At 35.3% G+C, this 23,253-nt stretch carries 26 protein-coding genes; 16 read left to right on the top strand and 10 right to left on the bottom strand.

Going from position 1 to position 23,253, the window contains the following annotated elements; genetic code table 11:
* Positions 1–2 precede the first annotated feature (2 nt).
* Together FBR08_RS11315 and FBR08_RS11320 are read left to right on the top strand one after the other, a co-directional pair.
* Complete coding sequence (locus tag FBR08_RS11315; protein ID WP_158962810.1) at positions 3–1,175, top strand: sigma-54-dependent transcriptional regulator; 1,173 nt, start codon at positions 3–5, stop codon at positions 1,173–1,175.
* Between the two features lies 1 nt (position 1,176).
* Positions 1,177–1,812 carry a DEAD/DEAH box helicase gene (locus FBR08_RS11320; RefSeq protein WP_158962811.1) on the top strand — a complete coding sequence of 212 codons (636 nt, stop codon included), beginning with the start codon at positions 1,177–1,179 and terminating at the stop codon, positions 1,810–1,812.
* A gap of 581 nt (positions 1,813–2,393) precedes the next feature.
* Here the strand turns inward: FBR08_RS11320 and FBR08_RS11330 are convergent.
* Positions 2,394–2,585, bottom strand: coding sequence for a PLDc N-terminal domain-containing protein (locus tag FBR08_RS11330; protein WP_158962812.1), 192 nt, complete (start codon positions 2,583–2,585; stop codon positions 2,394–2,396).
* A gap of 196 nt (positions 2,586–2,781) precedes the next feature.
* On the opposite strand from FBR08_RS11330, the gene FBR08_RS11335 reads away from it, so the two are divergent.
* The 3 genes from FBR08_RS11335 to FBR08_RS11345 are packed head-to-tail and all read left to right on the top strand — an operon-like array spanning position 2,782 to position 5,143.
* Positions 2,782–3,423 carry a DedA family protein gene (locus tag FBR08_RS11335; protein ID WP_158962813.1) on the top strand — a complete coding sequence of 214 codons (642 nt, stop codon included), beginning with the start codon at positions 2,782–2,784 and terminating at the stop codon, positions 3,421–3,423.
* A gap of 57 nt (positions 3,424–3,480) precedes the next feature.
* Positions 3,481–4,005: a hypothetical protein gene (locus tag FBR08_RS11340; protein ID WP_158962814.1), complete on the top strand. Its 525-nt coding sequence runs from the start codon at positions 3,481–3,483 to the stop codon at positions 4,003–4,005.
* Between the two features lie 49 nt (positions 4,006–4,054).
* Entirely contained in the window at positions 4,055–5,143 is a 1,089-nt protein-coding gene (locus FBR08_RS11345) for a DUF695 domain-containing protein (RefSeq protein ID WP_158962815.1), read from the top strand.
* A gap of 197 nt (positions 5,144–5,340) precedes the next feature.
* Here the strand turns inward: FBR08_RS11345 and FBR08_RS11350 are convergent, their stop codons facing one another.
* The 3 genes from FBR08_RS11350 to FBR08_RS11360 all read right to left on the bottom strand — a co-directional run bounded on the left by FBR08_RS11350 (position 5,341) and on the right by FBR08_RS11360 (position 7,194).
* Positions 5,341–5,721, bottom strand: a complete 381-nt coding sequence (locus tag FBR08_RS11350; protein WP_158962816.1) for a hypothetical protein — start codon at positions 5,719–5,721, stop codon at positions 5,341–5,343.
* A 325-nt stretch (positions 5,722–6,046) separates the two neighbouring features.
* Positions 6,047–6,538, bottom strand: coding sequence for a hypothetical protein (locus FBR08_RS11355; protein ID WP_158962817.1), 492 nt, complete (start codon positions 6,536–6,538; stop codon positions 6,047–6,049).
* Positions 6,539–6,549: 11 nt separating this feature from the next.
* Entirely contained in the window at positions 6,550–7,194 is a 645-nt protein-coding gene (locus tag FBR08_RS11360; protein WP_158964266.1) for a suppressor of fused domain protein, read from the bottom strand.
* A gap of 480 nt (positions 7,195–7,674) precedes the next feature.
* Here FBR08_RS11360 and FBR08_RS11365 point away from each other — a divergent pair, with 480 nt between their 5' ends.
* Positions 7,675–9,714 carry an LTA synthase family protein gene (locus FBR08_RS11365; RefSeq protein ID WP_158962818.1) on the top strand — a complete coding sequence of 680 codons (2,040 nt, stop codon included), beginning with the start codon at positions 7,675–7,677 and terminating at the stop codon, positions 9,712–9,714.
* Between the two features lie 70 nt (positions 9,715–9,784).
* Positions 9,785–10,012 carry a hypothetical protein gene (locus tag FBR08_RS11370; protein ID WP_158962819.1) on the top strand — a complete coding sequence of 76 codons (228 nt, stop codon included), beginning with the start codon at positions 9,785–9,787 and terminating at the stop codon, positions 10,010–10,012.
* A 93-nt stretch (positions 10,013–10,105) separates the two neighbouring features.
* Here FBR08_RS11370 and FBR08_RS11375 read toward each other — a convergent pair whose 3' ends face one another.
* Complete coding sequence (locus FBR08_RS11375; RefSeq protein ID WP_158962820.1) at positions 10,106–10,456, bottom strand: 4Fe-4S dicluster domain-containing protein; 351 nt, start codon at positions 10,454–10,456, stop codon at positions 10,106–10,108.
* A 73-nt stretch (positions 10,457–10,529) separates the two neighbouring features.
* Here FBR08_RS11375 and FBR08_RS11380 point away from each other — a divergent pair, with 73 nt between their 5' ends.
* The 6 genes from FBR08_RS11380 (at position 10,530) to FBR08_RS11405 (ending at position 15,491) form a co-directional block, all read left to right on the top strand.
* Positions 10,530–11,588, top strand: a complete 1,059-nt coding sequence (locus tag FBR08_RS11380; protein ID WP_158962821.1) for an acyl-CoA reductase — start codon at positions 10,530–10,532, stop codon at positions 11,586–11,588.
* 4 nt (positions 11,589–11,592) lie between these two features.
* The gene (gene serC, locus FBR08_RS11385; RefSeq protein WP_158962822.1) at positions 11,593–12,660 is read left to right on the top strand and encodes a 3-phosphoserine/phosphohydroxythreonine transaminase; all 1,068 of its coding nucleotides are present in this window, start codon (positions 11,593–11,595) and stop codon (positions 12,658–12,660) included.
* A gap of 19 nt (positions 12,661–12,679) precedes the next feature.
* Positions 12,680–13,630 (top strand): NAD(P)-dependent oxidoreductase, encoded by a 951-nt coding sequence (locus FBR08_RS11390; RefSeq protein WP_158962823.1) that lies wholly within the window; start codon positions 12,680–12,682, stop codon positions 13,628–13,630.
* Between the two features lie 31 nt (positions 13,631–13,661).
* On the top strand, positions 13,662–14,147 hold the full coding sequence (locus FBR08_RS11395) for a hypothetical protein (protein WP_158962824.1): 486 nt from the start codon (positions 13,662–13,664) through the stop codon (positions 14,145–14,147).
* Between the two features lie 77 nt (positions 14,148–14,224).
* The gene (locus tag FBR08_RS11400; protein WP_233266102.1) at positions 14,225–14,941 is read left to right on the top strand and encodes a CPBP family glutamic-type intramembrane protease; all 717 of its coding nucleotides are present in this window, start codon (positions 14,225–14,227) and stop codon (positions 14,939–14,941) included.
* 82 nt (positions 14,942–15,023) lie between these two features.
* A complete protein-coding gene (locus tag FBR08_RS11405) occupies positions 15,024–15,491 on the top strand; it encodes a GNAT family N-acetyltransferase (RefSeq protein WP_158962825.1) in 468 nt (155 codons plus the stop codon).
* Between the two features lie 232 nt (positions 15,492–15,723).
* Here the strand turns inward: FBR08_RS11405 and FBR08_RS11410 are convergent, their stop codons facing one another.
* Complete coding sequence (locus FBR08_RS11410) at positions 15,724–17,139, bottom strand: MATE family efflux transporter (protein WP_158962826.1); 1,416 nt, start codon at positions 17,137–17,139, stop codon at positions 15,724–15,726.
* Between the two features lie 102 nt (positions 17,140–17,241).
* Between FBR08_RS11410 and FBR08_RS11415 the strand changes: the two genes are divergently transcribed.
* The gene (locus FBR08_RS11415) at positions 17,242–17,943 is read left to right on the top strand and encodes a pseudouridine synthase (protein ID WP_158962827.1); all 702 of its coding nucleotides are present in this window, start codon (positions 17,242–17,244) and stop codon (positions 17,941–17,943) included.
* 43 nt (positions 17,944–17,986) lie between these two features.
* Here the strand turns inward: FBR08_RS11415 and FBR08_RS11420 are convergent, their stop codons facing one another.
* The 3 genes from FBR08_RS11420 to FBR08_RS11430 all read right to left on the bottom strand — a co-directional run bounded on the left by FBR08_RS11420 (position 17,987) and on the right by FBR08_RS11430 (position 20,392).
* Complete coding sequence (locus tag FBR08_RS11420) at positions 17,987–18,859, bottom strand: nucleoside phosphorylase (protein ID WP_158962828.1); 873 nt, start codon at positions 18,857–18,859, stop codon at positions 17,987–17,989.
* Between the two features lie 11 nt (positions 18,860–18,870).
* A complete protein-coding gene (locus FBR08_RS11425; protein ID WP_158962829.1) occupies positions 18,871–19,218 on the bottom strand; it encodes a translation initiation factor in 348 nt (115 codons plus the stop codon).
* Between the two features lie 226 nt (positions 19,219–19,444).
* Positions 19,445–20,392, bottom strand: a complete 948-nt coding sequence (locus FBR08_RS11430; RefSeq protein ID WP_158962830.1) for an isopenicillin N synthase family dioxygenase — start codon at positions 20,390–20,392, stop codon at positions 19,445–19,447.
* A gap of 308 nt (positions 20,393–20,700) precedes the next feature.
* On the opposite strand from FBR08_RS11430, the gene FBR08_RS11435 reads away from it, so the two are divergent.
* Both FBR08_RS11435 and FBR08_RS11440 read left to right on the top strand, forming a co-directional pair.
* The gene (locus tag FBR08_RS11435; protein ID WP_158962831.1) at positions 20,701–20,937 is read left to right on the top strand and encodes a hypothetical protein; all 237 of its coding nucleotides are present in this window, start codon (positions 20,701–20,703) and stop codon (positions 20,935–20,937) included.
* A 456-nt stretch (positions 20,938–21,393) separates the two neighbouring features.
* Positions 21,394–22,167 carry a hypothetical protein gene (locus FBR08_RS11440; RefSeq protein ID WP_158962832.1) on the top strand — a complete coding sequence of 258 codons (774 nt, stop codon included), beginning with the start codon at positions 21,394–21,396 and terminating at the stop codon, positions 22,165–22,167.
* A gap of 41 nt (positions 22,168–22,208) precedes the next feature.
* On the opposite strand, the gene FBR08_RS11445 is transcribed toward FBR08_RS11440, so the two are convergent.
* Complete coding sequence (locus tag FBR08_RS11445; RefSeq protein WP_158962833.1) at positions 22,209–23,195, bottom strand: PhoH family protein; 987 nt, start codon at positions 23,193–23,195, stop codon at positions 22,209–22,211.
* Positions 23,196–23,253: the final 58 nt, after the last annotated feature.

Below are 23,253 nucleotides of genomic sequence, written 5' to 3' on the forward strand. Positions count from 1 at the left end.
TGATGAGTAAAGAATCTAAAATCTTAATTGTAGAGGATGAGGCGGCGATTCGACGCGTTTTGACTCGTATCTTAGAAGATGAGTCTCCATCGTATAAAGTAGATACCGCAGAAGATGGAGCGGAGGGATTAAAGAAGATTAGCCAAGAAGATTACGACTTGGTTATTTCCGATATTAAAATGCCCAAAATGAGTGGAGATGAATTATTAGTGGAGGCAAAGAAAATCAAACCAGAAACTGTTTTCGTGATGATTTCAGGGCATGGGGATTTGGAAACAGCCATTAATACCATGAAATTAGGGGCCTTTGATTATATCTCTAAACCACCCGATTTAAATCGCCTTCTCACTACGGTTCGCAATGCCTTAGACAAAAGTCAATTGGTTGTTGAAAATACAATTTTAAAGAAGAAGGTCTCTAAGAAATACGAAATAATAGGAAAAAGCGAGGGGATTGAGCAGATTACAGCCATGATAGAAAAAGTAGCACCGACAGAAGCTCGTGTGTTAATTACAGGACCTAATGGAACTGGAAAAGAATTGGTGGCTCATCAAATTCACGCACAAAGTCCACGATCAGTAAAACCGTTGATTGAGGTAAACTGTGCAGCTATTCCTGCAGAATTAATAGAAAGTGAATTATTTGGCCATGTAAAAGGAGCCTTCACTTCAGCGGTTAAAGATCGTCCAGGAAAGTTTGAATTAGCAGATAAGGGAACAATTTTCTTAGACGAAATTGGCGATATGAGTTTGCCCGCTCAAGCTAAAGTTTTACGCGCATTACAAGAAAATGTAATTACCCGTGTTGGGGCAGAAAAAGATCAAAAGATTGACGTTCGCGTATTGGCAGCTACCAACAAAGATTTGCGCAAAGAAATTGAAGAAGGACGTTTTCGAGAGGATTTATATCATCGATTAGCTGTCATTTTAATCAACGTACCCGCTTTGAATGAACGCCGAGATGACATACCTTTGCTGTTGGAGCATTTTGTCAAACAAATTGCCACAGAACAAGGAACTGCACCTAAGAAATTTACGGCAGAGGCTGTAGCTTTGTTGCAACAATATGATTGGAGCGGAAATATACGTGAGTTGCGCAACGTCATTGAACGATTGATTATCTTAGGAGGAAACGAAGTAACATTAGAAGACGTAAAGCTATTTGCTACAAAATAATATGAAATTAAAAAAAATACACCCAGTTCTACAAAACAACTTGAGTCAACTTGGATTTGAAGAACCTACTACCTTACAAAAATCAACTTTTGGACGTATAAAAAGTGGACAAGATTTCGTTTTGATTGCACCCAAAGAAGAAGGGAAAACTACAGCACTCATTATAGCCGCTTTACAGCGTGTGGAAGCTCCTGTTGACGATATGATTTCAACTCGTGTTTTAATTGTTGTAAAAGACAAATTTGAAGTAGAACGCTTAGTAGAAGAATTTGATCGCATTGGCGATAAAATGGATATCCGCGTATTTGGTGTTCACGATTTTACGGATCTCGATGACGATAAAAATCAAATGTCTTTAGGTAATGATATTTTGATTGGAACTGCAGAACGACTAAATCTAATGTTTAGTGGGGCAGGATTTGATGTGAATCAATTGAAAATGTATGTCATTGACGATGTAGATCAACAATTGAGAAATAGACATGAACCACGCTTATATCGCTTGTCAGAGAGTATCGGTAAAACACAACGCGTTTATCTTGGAACTGATTACATTGAACAACTGGATATGTTCGTTGATAAAACAATGAGTGAAGATGTAGAATGGCTCGATTTTTACGAAGAAGACGAAGATTAGTTGGTTTACAGTTAATGGTTTTCTTGTAAGAAATAAGTGCTTTAATTAAAACTTTATCAATTATTTTACAAGGTCTAAACCACGTGAACGTCACGTAATACTAGAGAGTAAATAATGCAAAAAAAATATAAAGGAAGGCTGATAGGTCTTCCTTTTTTTGTTGGTTGTTGGTTGTAAGGCGATGAGATGATGAGTTTTATTTTTTCACTTCTCTCTTCTCTCTTCTCTCTTCTCTCCATCTCCCTTACCATAAAAAATAAATCGCGAACATCGTCACGGCATAAACGATGGCCAACACAATGAAAGGGGCGGTTCTCCTTTGGATAGCTTGTGAAAAACGGTGTTTATACAGGAAATAATCCCGACAAAAGCGCAAAAATATAACTAAAAAAGCAATCAAAAAACAAAGGTGTAACATAGCCGTAATCGCCTCTAGCGAAGCGAGATTTGTTCCTAGGATTGTGTGTGTAAGAAGGGATAACAACATCATGATTCCGATTTTAATCTACTATTGAATATATAAAAATATTTAATTTTTCCCAATCAATCACGGAAACAGAAAAAAAGAAGGCAATTAGGTGTTATTTGTTTCTTGATTGACTTCGACTTATAAAAAAATAAAAGAGACTTCCCAAAAGGGGAAAAAACAAAATTAGAAAGGCATACAAAAGCTTTTGACTGGAGCTTGCTTTTGATTGACTCACTTTGTATAAGCTGTATATCGTAAAGAGAAGAAGGCTGATTAGAAATAATTGCCAGAATACTATACTCATCTTTAGTAGGGGTAAATAGGATTTTAATTTAATGGAATCAATGTAAAAATAGCCTATTCTAGGTTAAAATGAAGGGATTTGATTGTAAAAAAATAGAAGGTAGAAAGGTTGATTTTTTTCTTTCTAATTAGAATAATCTTTACATCTTTGTGAGACAAACTAAATCGTTCAATTTTATACTCACTTTAAAGAAAACATGGAGTTATTAGATTTTATCTTTCACATTGACCAATACTTACATATGCTTATTGCAGACTATGGAGCTTGGATTTACGCTATTTTATTTTTAATTATTTTCGTAGAAACAGGCTTGGTTATTATGCCTTTTTTACCGGGTGATTCTTTGCTCTTTGCAACAGGAATGCTTGTAGCTCAATCGTCCGAACTAGATATTATTGTAGCTATTGTACTGCTGTTAATTGCCGCTATTTTGGGAGATTCACTCAATTACTACATCGGAAGAAAAGTCGGAATGCGCATGACAAATATTCGCTTATTTGGCAAACAAGTAATTAAGCAAGAACACTTAGATAAAACACATGCGTTTTATGAAAAATACGGAGAACGCACCATTGTTATTGCGCGATTTATTCCTATCGTTCGCACCTTAGCACCTTTTGTTGCAGGTGTCGGAAGTATGCGTTACCGCGTTTTTATGACGTATAATGTTATTGGTGGAATTGTTTGGGTCGTAGGATTGACTTTAGCCGGCTATTTTTTAGGTAACTTGCCGATTATTAAAGATAATTTCTCTAAAGTAGCTTTATTAATCATCTTTATTTCCATTTTACCTATTATTTTCGAATTTATCAAAGCTAAAATGAAGAAACAGAAATAAGAGACGGTTACAGTTATTTTATTTTTAGGTATCTTTAAACGAATTGACACTAATAGGATGAAAATAGGAGGAAATACGGTAGAATTAGAATTGAAATATCAAGTGTATTTCAGTTTGTTGTCTGGATTGATTTATGGACTTGTTCATTGTTTTTTTCGAATAGCGAGTGGAGAACCAATTCACTTTTTTCAAGTGATTTTTCAAGTGGTTTTTTTTACTGGTTTTTGGTATTTTATTTTCTTTCGATTAATACGAAAGAAACAAGAGATTGCTGCTGATTCAGTAGATGAATCATCCCTTTCCTTCTACGGAGCAGCACATCAAATGATTAAAACATCAGCAGTTGTGGGAATGCTGTATGGCACAGAAAAGCAATTGATTTTTGAACCCAATACCAAAGAATTTATATCGAGTAATTGGACACTCGATTGGAAAAACATTGAAGATGTCGAAATCTACAAATTCTTAGGTTTGTTTAATCATGGCATTTTGATTCAAACTCAAGGGAAAATGAGGCATAAATTGATAGTCAATCAACCGCAACTATGGCTTGAGGCTATACAAGCTAAAATTGAATCATAACAACTCCTTGCTTGTGTTAGTATAAGCGAGGTATTATAATATTAGTTACATGAGTATATTAAAAAAATTTTTTGCTAAAAAAGAAACACACATTAACACGCCTGAAGAATTCTGGAATTGGTTTCTAGAAAATGAACAGGCTTTTTACAAGGTGGTGAAAGAACACAAGAGAATTGAATCCGATTTTTTTAGTCGTTTAGGTCCTAAGCTAAAAGAAGTGAAAGAAGAAATTTACTTTTTATGCGGAATGATGAATGATCAAGTTGCTGAATTAATCTTTACGCCAGATGGCAGTGTTAAAAATGTTGCTTTTGTTGAGGATCTAGTGGCGGCAGCTCCAGATTTGTCTAATTGGAAGTTCACAGCGTTAAAACCAGCAGTAGATATTGAATCGTTTAATATTGAGATGAATAATTATGGATTCTCTAAAGAGAAAATTAATTTTTATGCAATTGAAAATCCGACATACCCAGATGAAGTCGATTTGATGCTTGTTTATGACGATTTTGTACAACAAGACGAGGCATCAATTGGAGATGGTATATGGATTTTTTTAGATAATTATCTTGGAGAACTACATGCCATTACTTCGATTGATACGTTAAAAGTAATCGGACCTGATACTGCCGAAGGAACATTGATTCCCATTGATAAGCTAAAAGATTACCTAGTTTGGAGAGAGAAAGAGTTTGTTGAAAAATACGAAGGAACACGTTACAATACAGCAAATGATTCGTATATAGGGCTTGAGACGACTATAGAAAATGGAATGCCTTTAATTGCTATGATTAATAGAACACTTTTAGATTGGGATGCTAAAGCATCACACCCTTGGATTGTACGTGTAGAAATTACCTATCCAGCCAATGAAAGTGGTTTTCCGGATGAAAAAACTTATCAATTACTAAATCAAGTGGAAGATGAGTTGATTAAAATGTTACCAGATGCACAAGGCTATTTAAATATTGGTAGGGAAACAGTGGATGGAAATCGAGATGTTTTCTTTGCGTGTAAAGATTTTAGGGGTCCAGCCCGTACCTTAGATCAACTGAAAGACAAGTATAGTGACGCATTTCAAATGGATTATGTTATTTACAAAGATAAATATTGGCAATCTTTTGAACATTATAAAGGATAAGACAAAAAGCGCTATTCAACTCTGAATCGCGCTTTTATTTTTTTGGCTTCATCCCAACAAGAAGCACAATCCAACTTATGCTGAAAATCAACAAACTATTGTTTGTTCGCGATTAACACAAAGTTTAGCGCGATAGTTAACTAGGTACATCAATTTCTGTGGTTGAAAAATATGGAACCAAACAACATATTCTATTGTTAATTAGAACAAGAAGCTGTTTTGTTTTGTTTGATTTTAGACGCATATAAATACCCCATTCCATAGCCTAAACTTGGAATAATAAAAGAAAGGAGGCTATTGATCAATAAAAAACTAAAGTCAGAAAGGGCTGCTGATTCGACTAACGTATACCAATGAGAATTAAAACCCGTAAGCAGAAAAAACACGGTTAAAGCGGTATAATCTGATCCGAAAAAAGGAACATCACCTATTCCACCATTGAGAACGAGAAAAGTAAATAATAGCAGTACATTGAGGAAGAAAGGCCATAGTACCGTGTGATATCTTTTAAATGTTAAAGCATTGAAACAACTAGCTGTTAAAATGAATATAAAGGCCAATGATAGTAAAATATACATGTACCGGGGATCGGCATTATTAAAAAAAAAGAGCAAGGTTCCTATTATTGCAGCAAGACAGTATGTCAATAAGGAATAATTTAATCTAAATGTGTAAGGCTTCATATTGATTGAGTTATGATTCGTGAAGATAATGAAAAAAGAAAAAAAACAAAGTATTTTCGCGTGTTTTACCCGATTACTTTTCTTTTTTCTGTAACAGAAGTTGGAGTTGCCACACAATAAAAAAGAGTTGACAAAAGCAACTATCCTCCAGAGGGATGACTCCTTATCTATCATTTTATTTCGTATTCATTCCTCCTGTGTCGTTTGCTTCAACTCATTTTTATTCTTCTTTATTCATCAAAGGTACAGTTGCTTTAAAACTTAAAGTGGTTTCTTGTGTTAAGGTTTGTTCAATTAATTTAAAATGCAATTGATCAACTTCAGCAGGAATCTTTAGTTTTATTGTTTGTCGGTAATTGTATCCATAGATTAAATTACCTTCTTTTCCAAAACCACTTTTTGGCTCAACATAACAAGTTAGTATTAGTTGATTTCCCTCAATTTCTTCAATCATTTGAATGCGGTTTAATTTTCTTGCCCTTAGTCCAGAAGAACTATACCAACCTTGTATTGCTACAATAGCCTGACGTCCCCAAAATGAGTTTCTTATTTCGAGAAGTTTAATCGTAGGCTCTAACTGAGGGTTCTCCTTGTCGAGCTGTTTCGTCTGTTCTTTTCCACTGTACGTATATTGCGTAGGAGTGAGCATCAAAGGAGAAGAGCTACATCCTATAAGTGCCAAGAAAAAGAAAGACATACAAAACAATTTCATGCTGTTATTCTTTATTTTCGATCTAAATCCGTAAGTAGTAGCGGATTGTTTTGACGTAAGTTTATAATTAATTTTTCTGTTTCTGATAGCTTGGGATTTCCCCATAATTGATCCAGTTCTTTTTGTGTGATACCTACCATTTGCAAAAAATCTACCCGTCCGTGTGGGGTGTCAATGAAACCTAATTCCGGATCTTGAACAAATGCGATACCAACTAAATCGGTATTGTATTCTAATCGGATAGGGCTATTGGTAGGGATGAAGTGAAATTCTTCAAACCATTTACCCGAATCAAAAACGTATTTAGCGAGATTTTGCATCAAGTTCATCGCCCAATGGATATTGTCATCGCCCTGCTGTTTGAAGCGAAATGTCAATTCAAAACCAAAGCCACTGTATTCCGCACCTAATTTTTCTTCATCGTAGTACAAATTAGAAAAACCATAGCTCACTAAGTGAAAGTGATCTTCTTGTTGTGCACTTTGGTAAACGCTTAATCCATCTAAAGGATTTTCTCCTCCTAAGGAGAAAGGTAATCGATTGCCAAAATGTTGCGGTTTTTGATTTCCGTATAGTTGATCCAATGTGGCTGTAATGCAATCCCATCCCACAGCATCTTCTTCGTTGTATGTTTGTTTATATTCTTCTATTGTCATCATTCTATTTTTTGATGAGTATAAAATTACTTTAAATTGTTGGGTGCGTTTATCCCTAATTATAGGGGAATATGACGCGGTTTGTTTTCACAAGGTTAGTGAAAAGAGGAGCAATTCCATTCTTCTAAGATAGCACAAAAAAATCGCTCCTAGTAAACTACGAGCGATTCAGAACAAAATTGTAAGTAATAATATAGTTTTTTTCAGCGCAATTTTTACTTCATCTTACTTAAGTCAAAATTCACATATTTTCGCTAATTGCGAAATCCCTAATTATAGTTATTTTTCGCACGAACCTTTAAAAGGTAAATAATTTAAACCGCACAATTAAAAAAGGAATCCTTTTTTGTGATAGATGGAGAAGTGAGCAGAAAAAGTAATAGACGATTGTGACAATATGTGTCTATTTCTTTGTAAATAGATGAACGAACTGTTATTAAATCCTTACTTTTGCGAACAGAATATTTGAAAAAAAGGTATATGAATCTTAATCTTTTCCGAAAAACAGTCTGGAATGGACTGCGTTATTTTTTGTTTTTTGTTGTTTTATTTGCACTGGGTCGCTTCGTGTTTCTCTTGAGTTATGGAGCATCTGAAGTTTTTGAAAATGAAAAAGGAAAGATTGTAGAAGCATTTATTGTAGGTGCGCGTTTTGATGTATCTGCTATCTGTTATGGTTTTTTGCCACTTGTGCTTTTTTGGTTGAGTTCGTTATTTGTACCCAAAAAATACGAGTTGGGCTTCAGTAAAGTTTATGCTGGTTTTGCTCGCTATTATTTGTTGTTTGTTGCCGTGGTTTTCTTAACACTGATTATTGTCGATTACTTTTTTTATCAGTTTTTTCAGTCGCACATCAACTTGCTGTTCTTTGGAATCTTTGCTGATGATACAACGGCTGTATTAACTTCCGTTTGGACAGATTATCCTTTGTTATCTATTGCTTTGGTTTACCTCGTTGTACTTATAGCTTGGTTGTATTGGAGTAAGCGTATCAAGCGAAGTGTAGTTCAACCCGCTCAATCTCGTGCAAAAATCTATGGTTTAATCGGATTGTTGATTTTTCCTTTGTTCTTCGTTGGAATGAGAGGAAGTGTAGGTGTATTTACACTGAGAAGAGAACATACCAATATCTCAAAAAATGAATTTGTCAATTCGTTGTGCTATAATGCTTTATATTCCTTGAAGTTTGCTAATTCAGAACGAAAAGAAAATGCAATTAATCCTGATATTGAGCGTGAATTACAAGCCAGTGGCTTTGCTAGTGCGGAAGAAGCACAGTTGAGTTATAAAGCAGAGAGTGAACGCGAATTGTTCAATCAAGCGTTGTTTACTCAAACAAAACACAAGGAATTCTTAGCTCAAAATCCACCAAATGTTGTGTTTTTACAAATGGAAAGTATGAGTAATCATTACTTTGATTTGAATAATGAGACTTTAAATTTACTTGGAGATTTAAGCAAAGAATTGCCGAATCTCTACTACTTTAAAAATAGTTTATCTGCTTATAACGGAACGATTCAAACCTTAGAGGATTTTATCTTGGGTACCCCAAAAACGATTATCTCTCAATCGGTTTATTTTGATACCCCTTTTGCTAGTTCAATTGCTTTGCCTTTTAAACAAAGTGGATATGAAACGTACTTTTTAACAGGTGCCAGTATTTCGTGGAGAAATATTGATAATATGATTAAGAAGCAAAAGTTTGATGTGATTCAAGGAAAAAATTTCATTCAAGAGAAATTCCCAGAAGCGGCAGAATTTGCCTGGGGGATTCACGATGGGTATTTGTTTGATTATATTCAAGCCACATTGAAAGAGTCCGAAACGCCTAAATTTATTTTTGGATTGACAATCAGTAATCACACACCTTTTGAAGTGCCTGCTTATTATAAAAAGCAAAAGATTACGATGAGTGAAGAGATGAAGAAAAAAATTAGAGTAGACGAACAAACAGCCTATGCTAATTTTTATTCGCACCAATATGCAGCTTCAGAATTGGCTCGTTTCATTAAAGAAATTCGCAATTCTCCTTTAGGAGAAAATACAATTATTGTAGCTTCTGGAGATCATAATATCCGTCAAGTTTTTGAGTATACCCCAGAGGAAGGGTTTTTGAAAAGAAGTGTACCGATCTTGATGTATATTCCTGAAAAGTATAAACCGGCCTTTTTTGATGCCAATGTATTGGCTTCACACAAAGATATTTTTCCTACTATTTTCAATTTAGCGCTGTCTGATGCCTCTTATTTTTATACGGGTGATGATCTTTTTGATCCAGCGGTAGAGCATCGCTTTGCATTGAATGATTATAACTTTATTGCAGATGATAAAGGAGCTATTGCCATTGAAAATAATCAGCCCTATTATTATACTTGGGCAAACCAAGAAAAGAGAAAATTACAAATAGGGGATAATTCGTCTAGTCATGCTCTTTATTTACAGCATAAAATGCAAGCGTATACGGTGATGAAAACAGTAGAAATTTACAAGAGCATCAACCAGCATCAAAAATCGAACTAGGTTCTGTAGTTCTTTTTTTGTTTTTTTAATTGTAAATAATTAATTTAAAGCAAATTAAAAAACAAAACCGATGAAAAAGTATCTATTGTTACTTGTGTTTTTCTTGTTAGTAGGGACACAAGCTTTTGCCAGTTCTGGCGGAAATGCAGGAATTTTAGGAGGTGTTGGATTAGGAACTATTATTGCAATTGTAGCTTCTTGGTCGCGGAATAAATCTGTGCTCTGGGCTATTATTCACGGATTGTTAGGATGGATTTATGTGATCTATTTTGTACTAACACCGAGTAAAAATAAATAAACGAACAAAAAAAGAGATTTGGAAAGGGTCCAAATCTCTTTTTAGTTATGAAATATCTCAGCTGATTGCTGTGATTTTTTCAGTCTACATCAATTAATGATTGTGTAAGAAAGCTTGTCTGTTTAAGAGTGTTTCTTCACTTTCAACATGGTTGTCGTCAGGAATACAACAATCAACAGGACAAACTGCGGCACATTGAGGTTCTTCGTGGAAACCTTTACACTCTGTACATTTAGAAGGAACAATATAGTAGAACTCATCTGAAACAGGATCTTGTGCTGCATCTGCATCAATTTCTGTACCATCAGGTAAAACTACACTTCCTCTTAAGGCTGTACCATCTTTATATCTCCAGTCGTCAGCTCCCTCGTATATTGCATTGTTTGGGCACTCAGGTTCACAAGCACCGCAATTTATGCATTCGTCAGTTATAATGATTGCCATAGCTTATATTTTGTTTTATATGTATTAACTTTGCTACAAATTTACACCCAAAACATTTCACAAACAAATCAATATGGATTTAGAAGCTAAAAAAAAAGCATTTATAACGTTAGGAGATTTTTTAAGACAATTTGCTAATAACGAATTCGTAAAAAGTGAAGAAGTTGAATATAATGACGCTTTTTTTTCATCATTTGAAGCTTTAATTGAATCTTCAGTACACTATAACGGATGGTTTATTAAAGAGCAAGTTATTGTCGCAGTTAAATCTTGGGCTGATGCATTAACAGCTGAAAATATTGAAACGTGGTGTTCGATGTATGATTTTTCAAGGGAACCCCGTAAAAAAGTAGGACTAATTTTAGCTGGTAATATTCCTTTGGTAGGGTTTCACGATTTCTTGTCAGTCTTGCTTTCAGGTAATATCGCCTTGGTTAAGTTGTCATCCAATGATCAAAAGCTTTTACCTACTCTTGCTGCTTATCTTATTGCTGTTGAACCGCAATTGAAAGAGCGCATTGTTTTTATAGAAGGTAAAATGGAAGGTTTTGAAGCTGTAATTGCTACAGGAAGTAATAATACAGCCCGTTACTTTGATTATTATTTTAGTAGTGTTCCACACGTGATTCGCAAAAATCGAAATTCAGTGGCTCTATTAACGGGAGCAGAAACGCCAGAACAACTAACTGCCCTAGGAAAAGATATCTTTACTTTTTATGGATTAGGTTGTCGAAATGTATCCAAACTATTTGTGCCAAAAGACTATAATTTTGATGCTTTTTTCCAGGGAATGTATGCGTATAAAGAAGTTATTGAATACGAAAGATATGCCAATAATTACGATTATAATAAAGCGGTTTTCTTGATGAGCGAGTTTAAATTGTTAGATAATGGCTTTTTAACGATAAAAGAAGATGCTTCTTATGCATCGCCAATCTCCTCTGTATATTATGAATATTATGATACACTTGATGAGGTGGTGGATCAATTGCGTAAGGATCAGGATAAGATACAGTGTATTGTGTCCAATGACTTAACAGAGGATAGTATTGCTTTTGGGCAAACACAACATCCGCAGCTGTGGGATTATGCCGATCAGGTGGATACCCTTGAATTTTTGCTAAAATTATAACCCCATGAAACAGGTACATAACTTTTGTGCGGGACCTAGTTTGTTGCCTCAAACGGTATACGAACAAGCCGCTCAGGCCGTTCTCAATTTTGAAGATACGGGAATGTCTATTTTGTCTATTTCTCACCGAAGTAAAGAATTTATTGCCGTTCTTGAAGAAGCGAGGCAGTTGAGTTTAGAGCTGTTGGGATTAGAGCAAAAAGGTTATGTCGCTTTATTTTTACAAGGGGGAGCAAGTATGGAATTCTTACGTGTTCCCTATAGTTTAATGCAACAAAAAGCAGCGTATATCAATACAGGTACCTGGTCTAGTAAAGCCATTGAACAAGCACAAATGCTTGGTGAAGTAAAGGTTATTGCGAGTTCGGAAGATCAGCATTTTTCCTATATTCCCAAAAATGTGCGCGTAGAGGAGGCTGTTGATTACGTTCATTTTACGTCGAATAATACCATTTATGGGACGCAGTTTACTTATATCCCTCAAACCAATGCTCCATTAGTTTGTGATATGAGTTCGGATATTTTTTCACGCGAATTTGACTGCGACAAGATTGATTTAATTTATGCGGGAGCTCAGAAAAATATTGGGTCTGCAGGGGTTAGTTTGATTCTAGTTAAGGAAGAAATTCTCGGAAAAACAAAACGAGCTATTCCGCAAATGTTAGACTACCAAGAGCACATCGCCAAAGATAGTTTGTATCATACAGCCAATGTATTTGCGGTTTACACCTGTTTGTTAAACCTGAGATGGCTTAAACAACAGGGAGGTGTTGCAGCTATTGAAGGTATCAATAATAAAAAAGCAGCCCTGTTATATCAAACAATAGATGAATTGGATTTTGTATCAGGAACGGCAGCCATCGAAGATCGATCAAAAATGAACGCCACATTTACGTTTAAAGAAGAGGGAATGAATACAATCTTCGATCAACTTTGTATGGAGGCTCAAGTTGCCAATATCAAAGGACATCGTTCGGTGGGAGGATATCGTGCCTCTTTGTACAATGCCGTATCCCTCCAAAGTGTAGAAGTACTAACTTCAGTATTACACCAAATGAAGACTTTAGTCTAACTTGCTAAATTAGAGAATAATGAGAGTATTAGCCAATGATGGTATACCAGAACATAGTAAACAAGCATTAGAATCGTTAGGATTTGAAATAAAGGAAGTACGCGTAGCGCATGAGCAAGTAGTAGCGTATACTCAAAAAAATGAAATCGACGTTTTGTTGGTACAGCAAGGAACTTTGTTGAACAAAGCGATGATTGATGAATTAAAGCATTTAAAAGCCATTGTTTTTGCAGGGGTTGTGGTGAATTTAGAGTTGATTGATTACATCAAGAGTAATGGGATAACCGTACTTTGGGCCGAAGAATCGTTGGCCAATGCAACGGCAGAAATGGTATTGGCTCATTTATTTAACGGTGCTAGATTGCTACAAGAAGCCAATAGAAATATGCCTTTAGAAGGGGATACGATGTTTAAATCCCTTCAGCAATCCTATAGTTCAGGTATTGAAATAGCTGGGAAAACGCTTGGAATTATCGGCATGAATTTAGCCGGGCAATTTTTAGCACAAAAGGCCTTGGGATTAGGGATGCATGTGGTGTATACCGATACAGCAACACCCCAAGTGCAAACAGAGTTTGAATTGCCAAATGGACTAGTGTTTCCAATCAATATGGAATCAATCGCGATGGATACACTACTTGAGCAGTCTCATTTTATCTCGGTACACACAAAATATTTTCAGCGTTATGTTGTCAATAAAGAGTCTTTTGAAAAAGCGCAGAACCTTATTGGGGTAATCAATTGTGCCTATCCTGAAGCGATTAATGAAGTAGATTTAGTCGATGAGGTAAACAAAGAAACTATTCTTTTTGCAGGATTAGATCGCTTTGAAGAAGAGCCTCATCCCGTGATTCAAGTTCTGATGCAACCTGCTTTTTCATTGTCACCTAATATTGCAACAGCGACTCATGAAAGTCAACACCAAGTATGGTCTGAAATAACTGTTAAAATAAAAGAATTGTTGAATTAATTGCTTAGTTTTATTTGAAATAATAAAAACTATGGTAGCGCAAATTACAAAATTAATTGAGCAAGTCAGTGCAAAAGAAATCAGTGGATCAGCAATTTCTAACGACTTAACTTCGGCTGTTACAAAAGAAACAGGAGACAGCATCATCAACGGATTTAAAGATAGTATCAGCAGTGGTAATATCAGTGGATTAACAGACCTTTTAAGTGGAGGTGTAGGTAATTTAACTTCCAATCCAATGGTGTCAGGAATGATCGGAAACTTAGTCTCAGGATTGACAGAGAAAATAGGATTACCAGAAGGAGTAGCCTCAAATTTTGCAGGTACTGTAATTCCCTCTGTTATTGAACTGATTGTTTCGAAAGTACAAGGAGGAGAGAGTGGTTTTCAACTGACCGATCTAATCGGAGGATTAAGTAACGGAAATGGCGGAGGATTAAAAGATATGCTCGGTTCTCTTACCGGAGGAAAAGAGGGGTTAGGAGGAGCTATTGATGCATTAAAAGGATTGTTCTAGGATCAAATAAAAATAATAAAAAGGTTATTCCACATGGAATAACCTTTTTTGATTATCTTGAAGAGTTATAAATAAGCATGATGTCAACCCAAGCCCTATTATTCGATTTTTTACAATTTCTGAGAAAACCTCATACAGAACCTCTTTTTCATCATAAAAAGCAAGCACTGTTTTTATCTTTTAAGCTTTGGCTTTACCTTTTTGTATTCATCATTTTTGGAGGAGTGTTTTTGGATTCTCTTGTGGATATTCCTATGCATGACCGTTTTGAAGAGGTCATGGAGCAAATAGGTATTTGGGGATTCGTTGGATTCGCAGTTATTTTAGGCCCTTTTTTGGAAGAAATTGCTTTTCGTTTGGCTATGCGTTTCCGTTTGAGAAATGTGATAGTGGGTGTTATTGCCTTTATAGCTTATATGACTCAAGCTGCATCTTATCCTGCTGAAAAGATGAGTTCTAATGGAACATTATATCTCTATACTTTTTCTGGTCTGCTTTTGGTCGGATTTCTTATTTTGTGTACCAAATATCCTTCTCTTTTAGCGAATTGGTGGACTGCTCATTTTCCTCTTGTTTTCTATGTCGCTTCTGTTTCCTTCGCTTTGATTCACATTTTTAATTTTGAGGAATTTCCCTTGCGCGTTGTTCTCCTTGCGCCTTTAATTACCTTACCTCAATTTGTATTGGGATTGGGAATGGGGTATTTGCGTCTGCGCTTTGGGTTTTGGTATGGCTACCTATTTCACGTCTTAAATAATGGCTTTGCTGTTAGTATTTATTTACTCCTGCAATAATGATAAACTCATTTAATAAAATGATGTGGAATGGTAGACAAATACCTATATTTTTTTAATTTTGTTCCAAATAATTGAAGTTATGAATAGTATTCACTGGCATACAAAAGCATTTGAAGAATTGACGTTAGACGAGTTGTATGATATCATGCAATTGCGCACCAATATTTTTGTGGTAGAACAAAATTGCCCTTATCCAGAATTAGATGGAAAAGATAAAAACTGTTTACACGTATTTGCTACCCAACACGGACAAGTAGTGGCATATGCTAGAATTGTTCCTCCAGGTTTGAGCTATAAAGAAATTTCAATTGGTCGAGTTGTCGTTCATGCAGATCACAGAAAAGATGGTTTAGGAAGAATTTTAATTGACCTTACCTTAGAGAAAATAGAAGAAGAATTTGGAGCACAACCCATTCAGATTGGCGCTCAAACGTATCTAAAGAAATTCTATGGGTCCTTTGGATTTGAACCTGCTTCAGCAGAATATGTAGAAGATGGAATTCCACACGTGGATATGATTAGAAATCCGTTAACGGTGAACGGTTAACTGTGAACGGTTAACTGTTAACTGTTAACTGTTAACGGTGTTAACCGTTAATTAAGTACAAAAAAACAACTGCTACAAAGGATTGTTTTCTATTCATTGCATATTTTCTGTGAACGGTTATCGGTTAACGGTTAACGGTTAATTAAGTACAAAAAACAACTGCTACAAAGGATTGTTTTCTAGTCATTGCATATTTTCTGTTAACCGTTCCCTGTTAACCGTTAACTATTTATTACACCTGTTTCAACTTCCATTTCCCTCTTTTAAAGGCAATAAAAGCTAAAAGGGCAATCAGCGTTTCTGCGGCTGGGATGGCGATAAATACTCCTTCAGCTCCCCAGTTAAAGTAATAAACCATAGCATATGCAAAGGGGATTTGGAACACCCAAAAACCAATAAAGTTAATTAAAGAAGGTGTTAGTGTATCACCTGCCCCATTAAAAGCATTCATTAAAGTCATTCCGATTCCATAAAAGATAAAGCCACTAGCACCAATATACATGGCGAGAATAGCCACGGATTTAATATCTTCTTGAGTAGTAAATATTGAAGCTAATAGGTTGGCCATGGTAAAGAAAATGACCGTTACGATGAGCATATAGATGACGTTGTATTTTAGGGTAATCACAACGGATTGTGTTGCGCGCTGGGGGTCTTTATTTCCTAAGTGTTGCCCTACCAAAGTAGAAGCAGCATTGCTCAATCCCCAAGCAGGTAGAATAAAGAAAATCATCAAGCGCAAGCAGGTTAAGAAACCAGAAGAACCAATTTCACCACTGCTTTGTGCTACAATACGTGCTAGAATCACCCAGCTACACGTTGCAATCATATACTGAACCATACCAGGTACCGCTATTTTAGTGATATGCCATACTTTATTCCACTGCATCTTGAAGTAGTGGAATTTTAGTTGAATTAGAGAGTCTTTACGCGTGAGGTAATAGATTTGGTATAAAACCCCCATACTTCGTCCAATTGCGGTAGAATAAGCCGCACCATCCAGTCCCATTTCTGGAAATATCCACCATCCACGCACTAGAATAGGACAGAGGATAATGTTGAATAAATTACCAAACCACAAGCTTTTCATGGCAATTGCCGCATTTCCAGCACCGCGAAAAATACCATTAATCAAGAATAACATCATAATGGAAACACAACTCACTAATAATATGCGCGTATAACCATAACCGTATTCAGCCGATTCTTCAGAAGCACCCATCCATATCAACCAATCTTTCGCATAGATAAAACCAAAAACACTCAAAAGAATAGTGATTATTGTAGCGATTGAGATCGCTTGAGCTGCATATATAGCTGCTTGTTCTTTGTCTTTTTCTCCAATTCTTCGCGCTACAATAGCTGTAGCCGCCATGCTAATACCGATACAAATAGCATAAATAATCGACAGCATTGACTCCGTTAAACCCACTGTTTGTATAGCAAAAGCACTCTCTTTTAGGTGACCTACAAAATACAAATCAACTAAGGCAAAAACAGATTCCATCAGCATCTCAAACATCATGGGAATGGCTAGTAACAGTACCGCTTTATTCGTTGATAGTTTCGTTAAATCAAGACTTTCATTGGAGAATGATTGTTTAATAAGTGCTAAAATTGCTGTTACTTTACGGAATTGAAAGGTCATATCTAGTTTAAAAAGAGCGTAAAGGTATTCTTTTATTTAGCAGTCAGCGTATAAATTATACAAAAGGCTTTTGTAGTATTTTCAGTACCGTATCTTTGCAAAATGTTGGAAATTTTGTATCAAGACGAATATATCATCGCTATTAATAAACCCCGTGATTTATTAGTTCATAAATCTTTTATTGCCAGTGACATTCAAGAGTATGCTATTCAGATTTTGCGCGATCAGATTGGACAATATGTTTATCCCGTGCATCGATTAGATCGCAAGACATCAGGTGTTCTATTATTCGCATTAAATAAAGAAGTCCTAAAACAACTGAACGAGATATTCGCCACGCGACAAGTAGAGAAAAAATACATGGCTATTGTACGAGGTTATACAGTGGAGGAGGAGACGATTGATTATGCACTAACCAATGATAACGGACAATTACAAGAAGCAAAGACATACTATAAAACGCTACAACAGGTAGAAGTTGCTATTCCTTTCGGCAAGCATCTTACTTCGCGTTATTCGTTGGTAGAAGCTTATCCAGAGACAGGTAGACAACATCAATTGCGCAAACATTTTAAGCATATTTTTCATCCTATCTTAGGGAGTAGGCCGCACGGATGTAATAAGCAAAATAAGCTGTGGTTAGATCAGTTTGGACTTTCGGCTATGCTCCTGCATGCTGTCGAATTAACTTTTGAGCATCCAATTACGCAAGTGTTAATTCACTTAACGGCGACCATAGACGAGCAATATGAAAAATACAATGCTTTGTTGGGGTTCGATCTTCGAGCCTACTATAAAAGATAAAAGCTCAGCTAGGCTGAGCTTTCTTAATATAAAGAAGATAAGGCTATATTACGCTTAACTTATTTAAAGTGTAGACGATTAATTGATCTACTGCCGCATAGGGGTCTTCCGAAAAAGTACCATTCGCTCGATTAGCAATAATGGTATTCAAAGAAACCGCATGATGACCTAGCAATTTCGCTAAACCGTAAATGGCTGAGGTTTCCATTTCAAAGTTAGTAATGCGGTAGTCATTAAACTTGAAATTATCGATTTTGTGATTTAACTCAGGGTCTTGAATCGCCAAGCGCAATACGCGTCCTTGCGGTCCGTAAAAACCACCTGCAGTTCCCGTAATCCCTTTGAAGGTTTGCTCACTGCTTAGCTTTTCTTCTAACCAGGGGCTATTCTGAATGAAATAGGGGCGTCCTTTTCTCAAATCCCATTGGGTATGAGCAATAAAAGCCTCTTCCATAGCATAATCTGTAATGTCATCCATGCGATAAGAACGCATCATATTGTCCAATCCTAAACCGTATTGAGATAAAACAAAACTATTTACAGGAATATCGGCTTGTAAAGATCCAGATGTACCAATACGAACAATATTAACTGAAGTAAGTTCTTTCTTAATTTCTCTAGTTTCTAAGTCAATATTGAATAATGCATCAATTTCGTTTACTACAATATCAATATTGTCTGGGCCAATTCCTGTAGAAATAACAGAAAAACGCTTGCCTTTATAAGTTCCTGTGTGTGTTTTGAACTCTCTTTTTTGCGTTGAAAATTCAATCGTATCAAAATGTCTTGAAATTCGATCTACTCGATTTTGATCTCCAACGAAGATGATATTCTCCGCTAGGTGTTCTGGTCTTAAATTCAAGTGGTATACACTACCATCAGGATTTAAAATAAGTTCAGATGATTTTATTTTCATATTTTTTCTTTTTAGCTGCCTACACGCTTAACCTTGTAGCCTTTTTTTTGTAAATACTCCATGATTTTATCGCGAAAATTACCTTGAATGATAATTTCTCCATCTTTAGCACTTCCCCCAACTCCACAAAGCGTCTTTAAGTCTTTAGCTAATGTTTTTAAATCATCTTCATTTCCCTCAAAACCTTTGATAATCGTAGCAATTTTACCACCTCTGTTTTTCTTGTCTAAATGAGCTTCCAGTTGTTGTTTACCCGGAGTAAGTGTCTCCATTTCTTCTTCTTGAGTAAATTCAAAATCTTTATTCGTCGAAAAAACAAAACCTCCTAAGTCTTCTAAACTGCTGATTTTTTTTGCCATTATTGTAAATTGGATTTATGGATTTAAATTGTATTGGGCTAACTCAAAGATACTAATTTACTCCTTGAGTTGAAAGAATTTTTAATAGAGAGAAGAGAGAAAAAGGGAGAGAAATTTACCTCATTAGACTTATATGCTATTTTGGTGAGCAATGAATCTTCACTACGTTTCGATTTTCGCTACGCTCCGATTTCTCTCTTCTTTCTTCTCTCTTCTCTCCAATTAGCTATTTAATCAAACCTAACTCAACCAGGCGTTGGTGTAAAAATTCACCAGCGGTGATATCGTCAAATTTTTTAGGATTAGCTTCATCAATACAATTCGCTAAACAATTCAAAGGCATTTCACTAATAGGATGCATAAAGAAAGGAATAGAAAAACGAGAAGTACTCCACAATTCTCTTGGAGGATTAACCACTTGGTGAATTGTTGATTTCAGGCGGTTATTTGAATGTCTAGATAACATATCTCCCACGTTGATTACTAATTCGTCTTCTGCAGCAATCGCATCGATCCATTCCCCTTTGTGATTCTGTACTTGTAATCCTTTTCCTTGCGCTCCCATAAGTAAGGTAATCAAGTTGATGTCTCCATGAGCTGCTGCGCGAACAGCATTTTTGGGTTCGTCTGTGATTGGTGGATAGTGAATAGGTCTTAGAATACTATTTCCATTTTTGACAAATTTATCGAAGTAAAATTCGTCAAGTCCCAAGTACAGCGATAAAGCACGCAAGACGTAAACACCTGTTTTTTCTAACATTTGATACGTTTCTTTACCAATAGGGTTGAATTGAGGTAATTCATCAACACTTACATTGGCAGGATAGCTTTTCTCTAATTCAGGATTGTTTTCAACATATTGTCCAAAGTGAAAAAATTCTTTTAGATCCCCTTCTGATCGTCCTTTGGCATGCTCTTTTCCAAAGGATACATATCCTCTTTGGCCACCAATGCCAGGGATTTCGTATTTCGCTTTAGTCTCTAGGGGAAGGTTGAAAAAATTGCGGACTTCCGTGTATAGATTCTCAACTAATTGATCATCTAAGAAGTGTCCTTTTAATGCTACGAATCCAATTTCTTCGTAGGCTTGGCCGATTTCATTTACAAACTTTTGTTTACGTACCGGGTCATCCGATAGGAAATCACGTAAGTTAACACTAGGAATGTTTTGCATTTTCTAAGTTGTTATGTTCTCTTACTGTTTTTAGATCAAACAAAAGTAGGTAAAATTGCGAACAGTATTGGTATATAACATTTATTTAATAGTATAATACAAATGGAAGATAGCTGTGTTTATTCTTTTTTAAATTACGGATTCTTTATTTATTTACTGGAAATAATAAGAAAAAACAAATTCTATTTTAGAAGTATACCTTTATTTTTGTGTTTTTACTGGACAAGTAGTAACTATTTTGTAAGACGAAATATGATTTGTCTAAATTTTTTTTTAAATTTCGAGTAGAAATAAAAAAAATAAGATATATGAAATTACCAATTGTATTAAAAGCAAATGAATTCGTAGTGTTGGTTACCGTTGATGTAGATCCAAAATACGAATTAAAGGATATGGATTCTTTTTATGCGAATTTACCTAAAAGTTTCAAGCCGATTTTTCAGAAAAAAGATAATTCGTCAATCCGCGTATACTGTATAAGTAATAATGAAGAGGATTTGATGTTCTGCTTGCGTCAAACAGGATATAAAACGGCCTTGTTATAAAAATGGAAGTGCCCCATCATTTTAAAATTACTGATTCATTAGTTTAGAACTGTTTACCCTTTTGGTGTTAACAGTTTTTTTTTACCCCAAAATGAGGAGGTTGGCCTCAAATAAGCTTCCTTTTTGTAGAAGTTAATGGAGGTAGTGAAGTAGAAATATAAGAATTGCTTTTTTGTTTTTTGTTTTTATTAAGGGGATTGAGGTTAAGAGGAGTTAAAAATGTTAATTGGTCTCAATGTAAATATTTTACCTTGGTTTGTTAGTATTTGTTAAATTATTGATTTTACTTTTGATTTTTAAGTTATATTATTTTTTTGTTATCAATTATTTATTTAAATTTATAATTGAAATTCTAAAATAATGAGTAATAAAAGTTAAATTATTACTAAATAAAAAAAGTTCGTTTTTTTTGGTATGTTGTTTGGGATTATCTTTGTAACGTAAAAGATTGAGAATATGATATTGGCTTTAACTGTTTCATTGTTTCCCTCTTGTGGAAGCGATAATTTAACTGAAAAGGGACAAAAAGAAAATGATACAAAACAACTGGACCTCTTGAAAAAAGAGGATTCAGAAGGGGTTTTTTTTAAGATATTGGCGCAGGATTCTTTACAAACAATAACAATTAGTAAAAAAGGTATTGTTTACGCTAGTATGAAACCGAATATAAAAATTGTTTTTCCTTATGAAGAACCTTTAATTGAAGGAGAAGGTAGGGTGTATCGTTCAGCTACAGCAAACGAAAAAATTGAAATTGTCATTTACAAGGATGATAGTGCTCGTTCATTTTTGGATGGGAGATTTGATCATTCTGTTGCTGTTAGCTTGTGTAAAAAAGATGGAGTTGAGACAGATTTTGCCTGTTTTGGACATTATTTATACGATAAGAACTTATCGGGTAATTGGGTGTTTAAATCTTTTGAAAGCAAGCGAATAGAAGAGTTGGGAATTAATCAAATTCCATTGGTGTGTATTGATGTCAATACACGTAGTTTTTCTGGAAGTGGTGGAAATCATATGATTTACGGTGACCTTCGTTGTGAAGGAGACAGTGTCGCTTTTAAAATTGTATTATCTCCTGATTACGTTTCTTTAAATGAAAGTAGAGAAAAAGAATTGTTGGAAATCCTTGAAGAATGTGATCGTTATGAATTAGATGGAGATGATTTGAATTTGTTTATAGGTGGAGAATTAAAACTGCAATTCTTCAGAGATACTTATAATGTATAATCTTGAGAGTAAATAATTGAATATTGAAAAAGGTTGAAAACTTAATTGTTTTCAACCTTTTTTATATCGTCTGGTCTGATCGCATCTCTTCGATCTTCTACAACTTTATAAGCATTGACAATGCGCTTCACCAATTTGTGACGTACAATGTCTTTGTCATCTAAATACAACATGCCAATTCCCTCGACATCTTTTAGTATGTCGATTGCCTCTTTTAATCCAGAAGAAACTTTTCGAGGTAAATCGATTTGCCCAGGATCTCCAGTAATGATGAATTTGGCATTTTTTCCCATACGCGTTAGAAACATTTTCATTTGCGAATGCGTAGTGTTTTGCGCTTCATCTAAAATAACAAACGCATGGTCTAAGGTTCTACCTCTCATAAAGGCTAAAGGAGCAATTTGGATAACGCCCTTGAAGAGATAGTCCTCTAAAGTTTGAGGAGGAATCATATCGCGCAAGGCATCGTATAAAGGCTGCATGTAAGGGTCTAGCTTCTCTTTCATATCACCAGGTAAAAAACCTAGATTTTCACCAGCTTCAACCGCAGGGCGCGTTAAAATAATGCGTTTGACTTCTTTGTTTTTTAAGGCGCGAACGGCCAAAGCAACGCTTGTATAGGTTTTTCCTGTACCTGCGGGACCAATGGCGAAAACCATGTCGTTCTTCTCTACAAATTTGACTAACTTTTGCTGATTGTCTGTCATCGCTTTGATGAGTTTTCCTCCAACACCATGCACTAAAACATCATCTAATGCTGTGGTTTGTTGTAAGTCGCTATCCAGCACGATGCGCTCAATCGCATTCTCATCAATCTTATTATATCGAGTGAAATATTTGACCAAACGGACAAATTTTCGTTCAAATTCATCTAAAACTTCTTCTTCTCCATAAATTTTTATTAGAGACCCTCTTGCAATTATTTTTACACGAGGATAAAGCTTTTTTAAAACGTCTAAGTGAATGTCTTGAGGTCCCCAAAACTCTTTAGGACTCATTTCCGATAGTTCTATTATTCTTTCGTTCAATACTAATACGAATTAATTAAAAAAATAGTCTAATTTTGTATTTCAAATCTACTATAAA

Source organism: Myroides fluvii (genome assembly GCF_009792295.1).
GTDB lineage: Bacteria > Bacteroidota > Bacteroidia > Flavobacteriales > Flavobacteriaceae > Flavobacterium > Flavobacterium fluvii_A.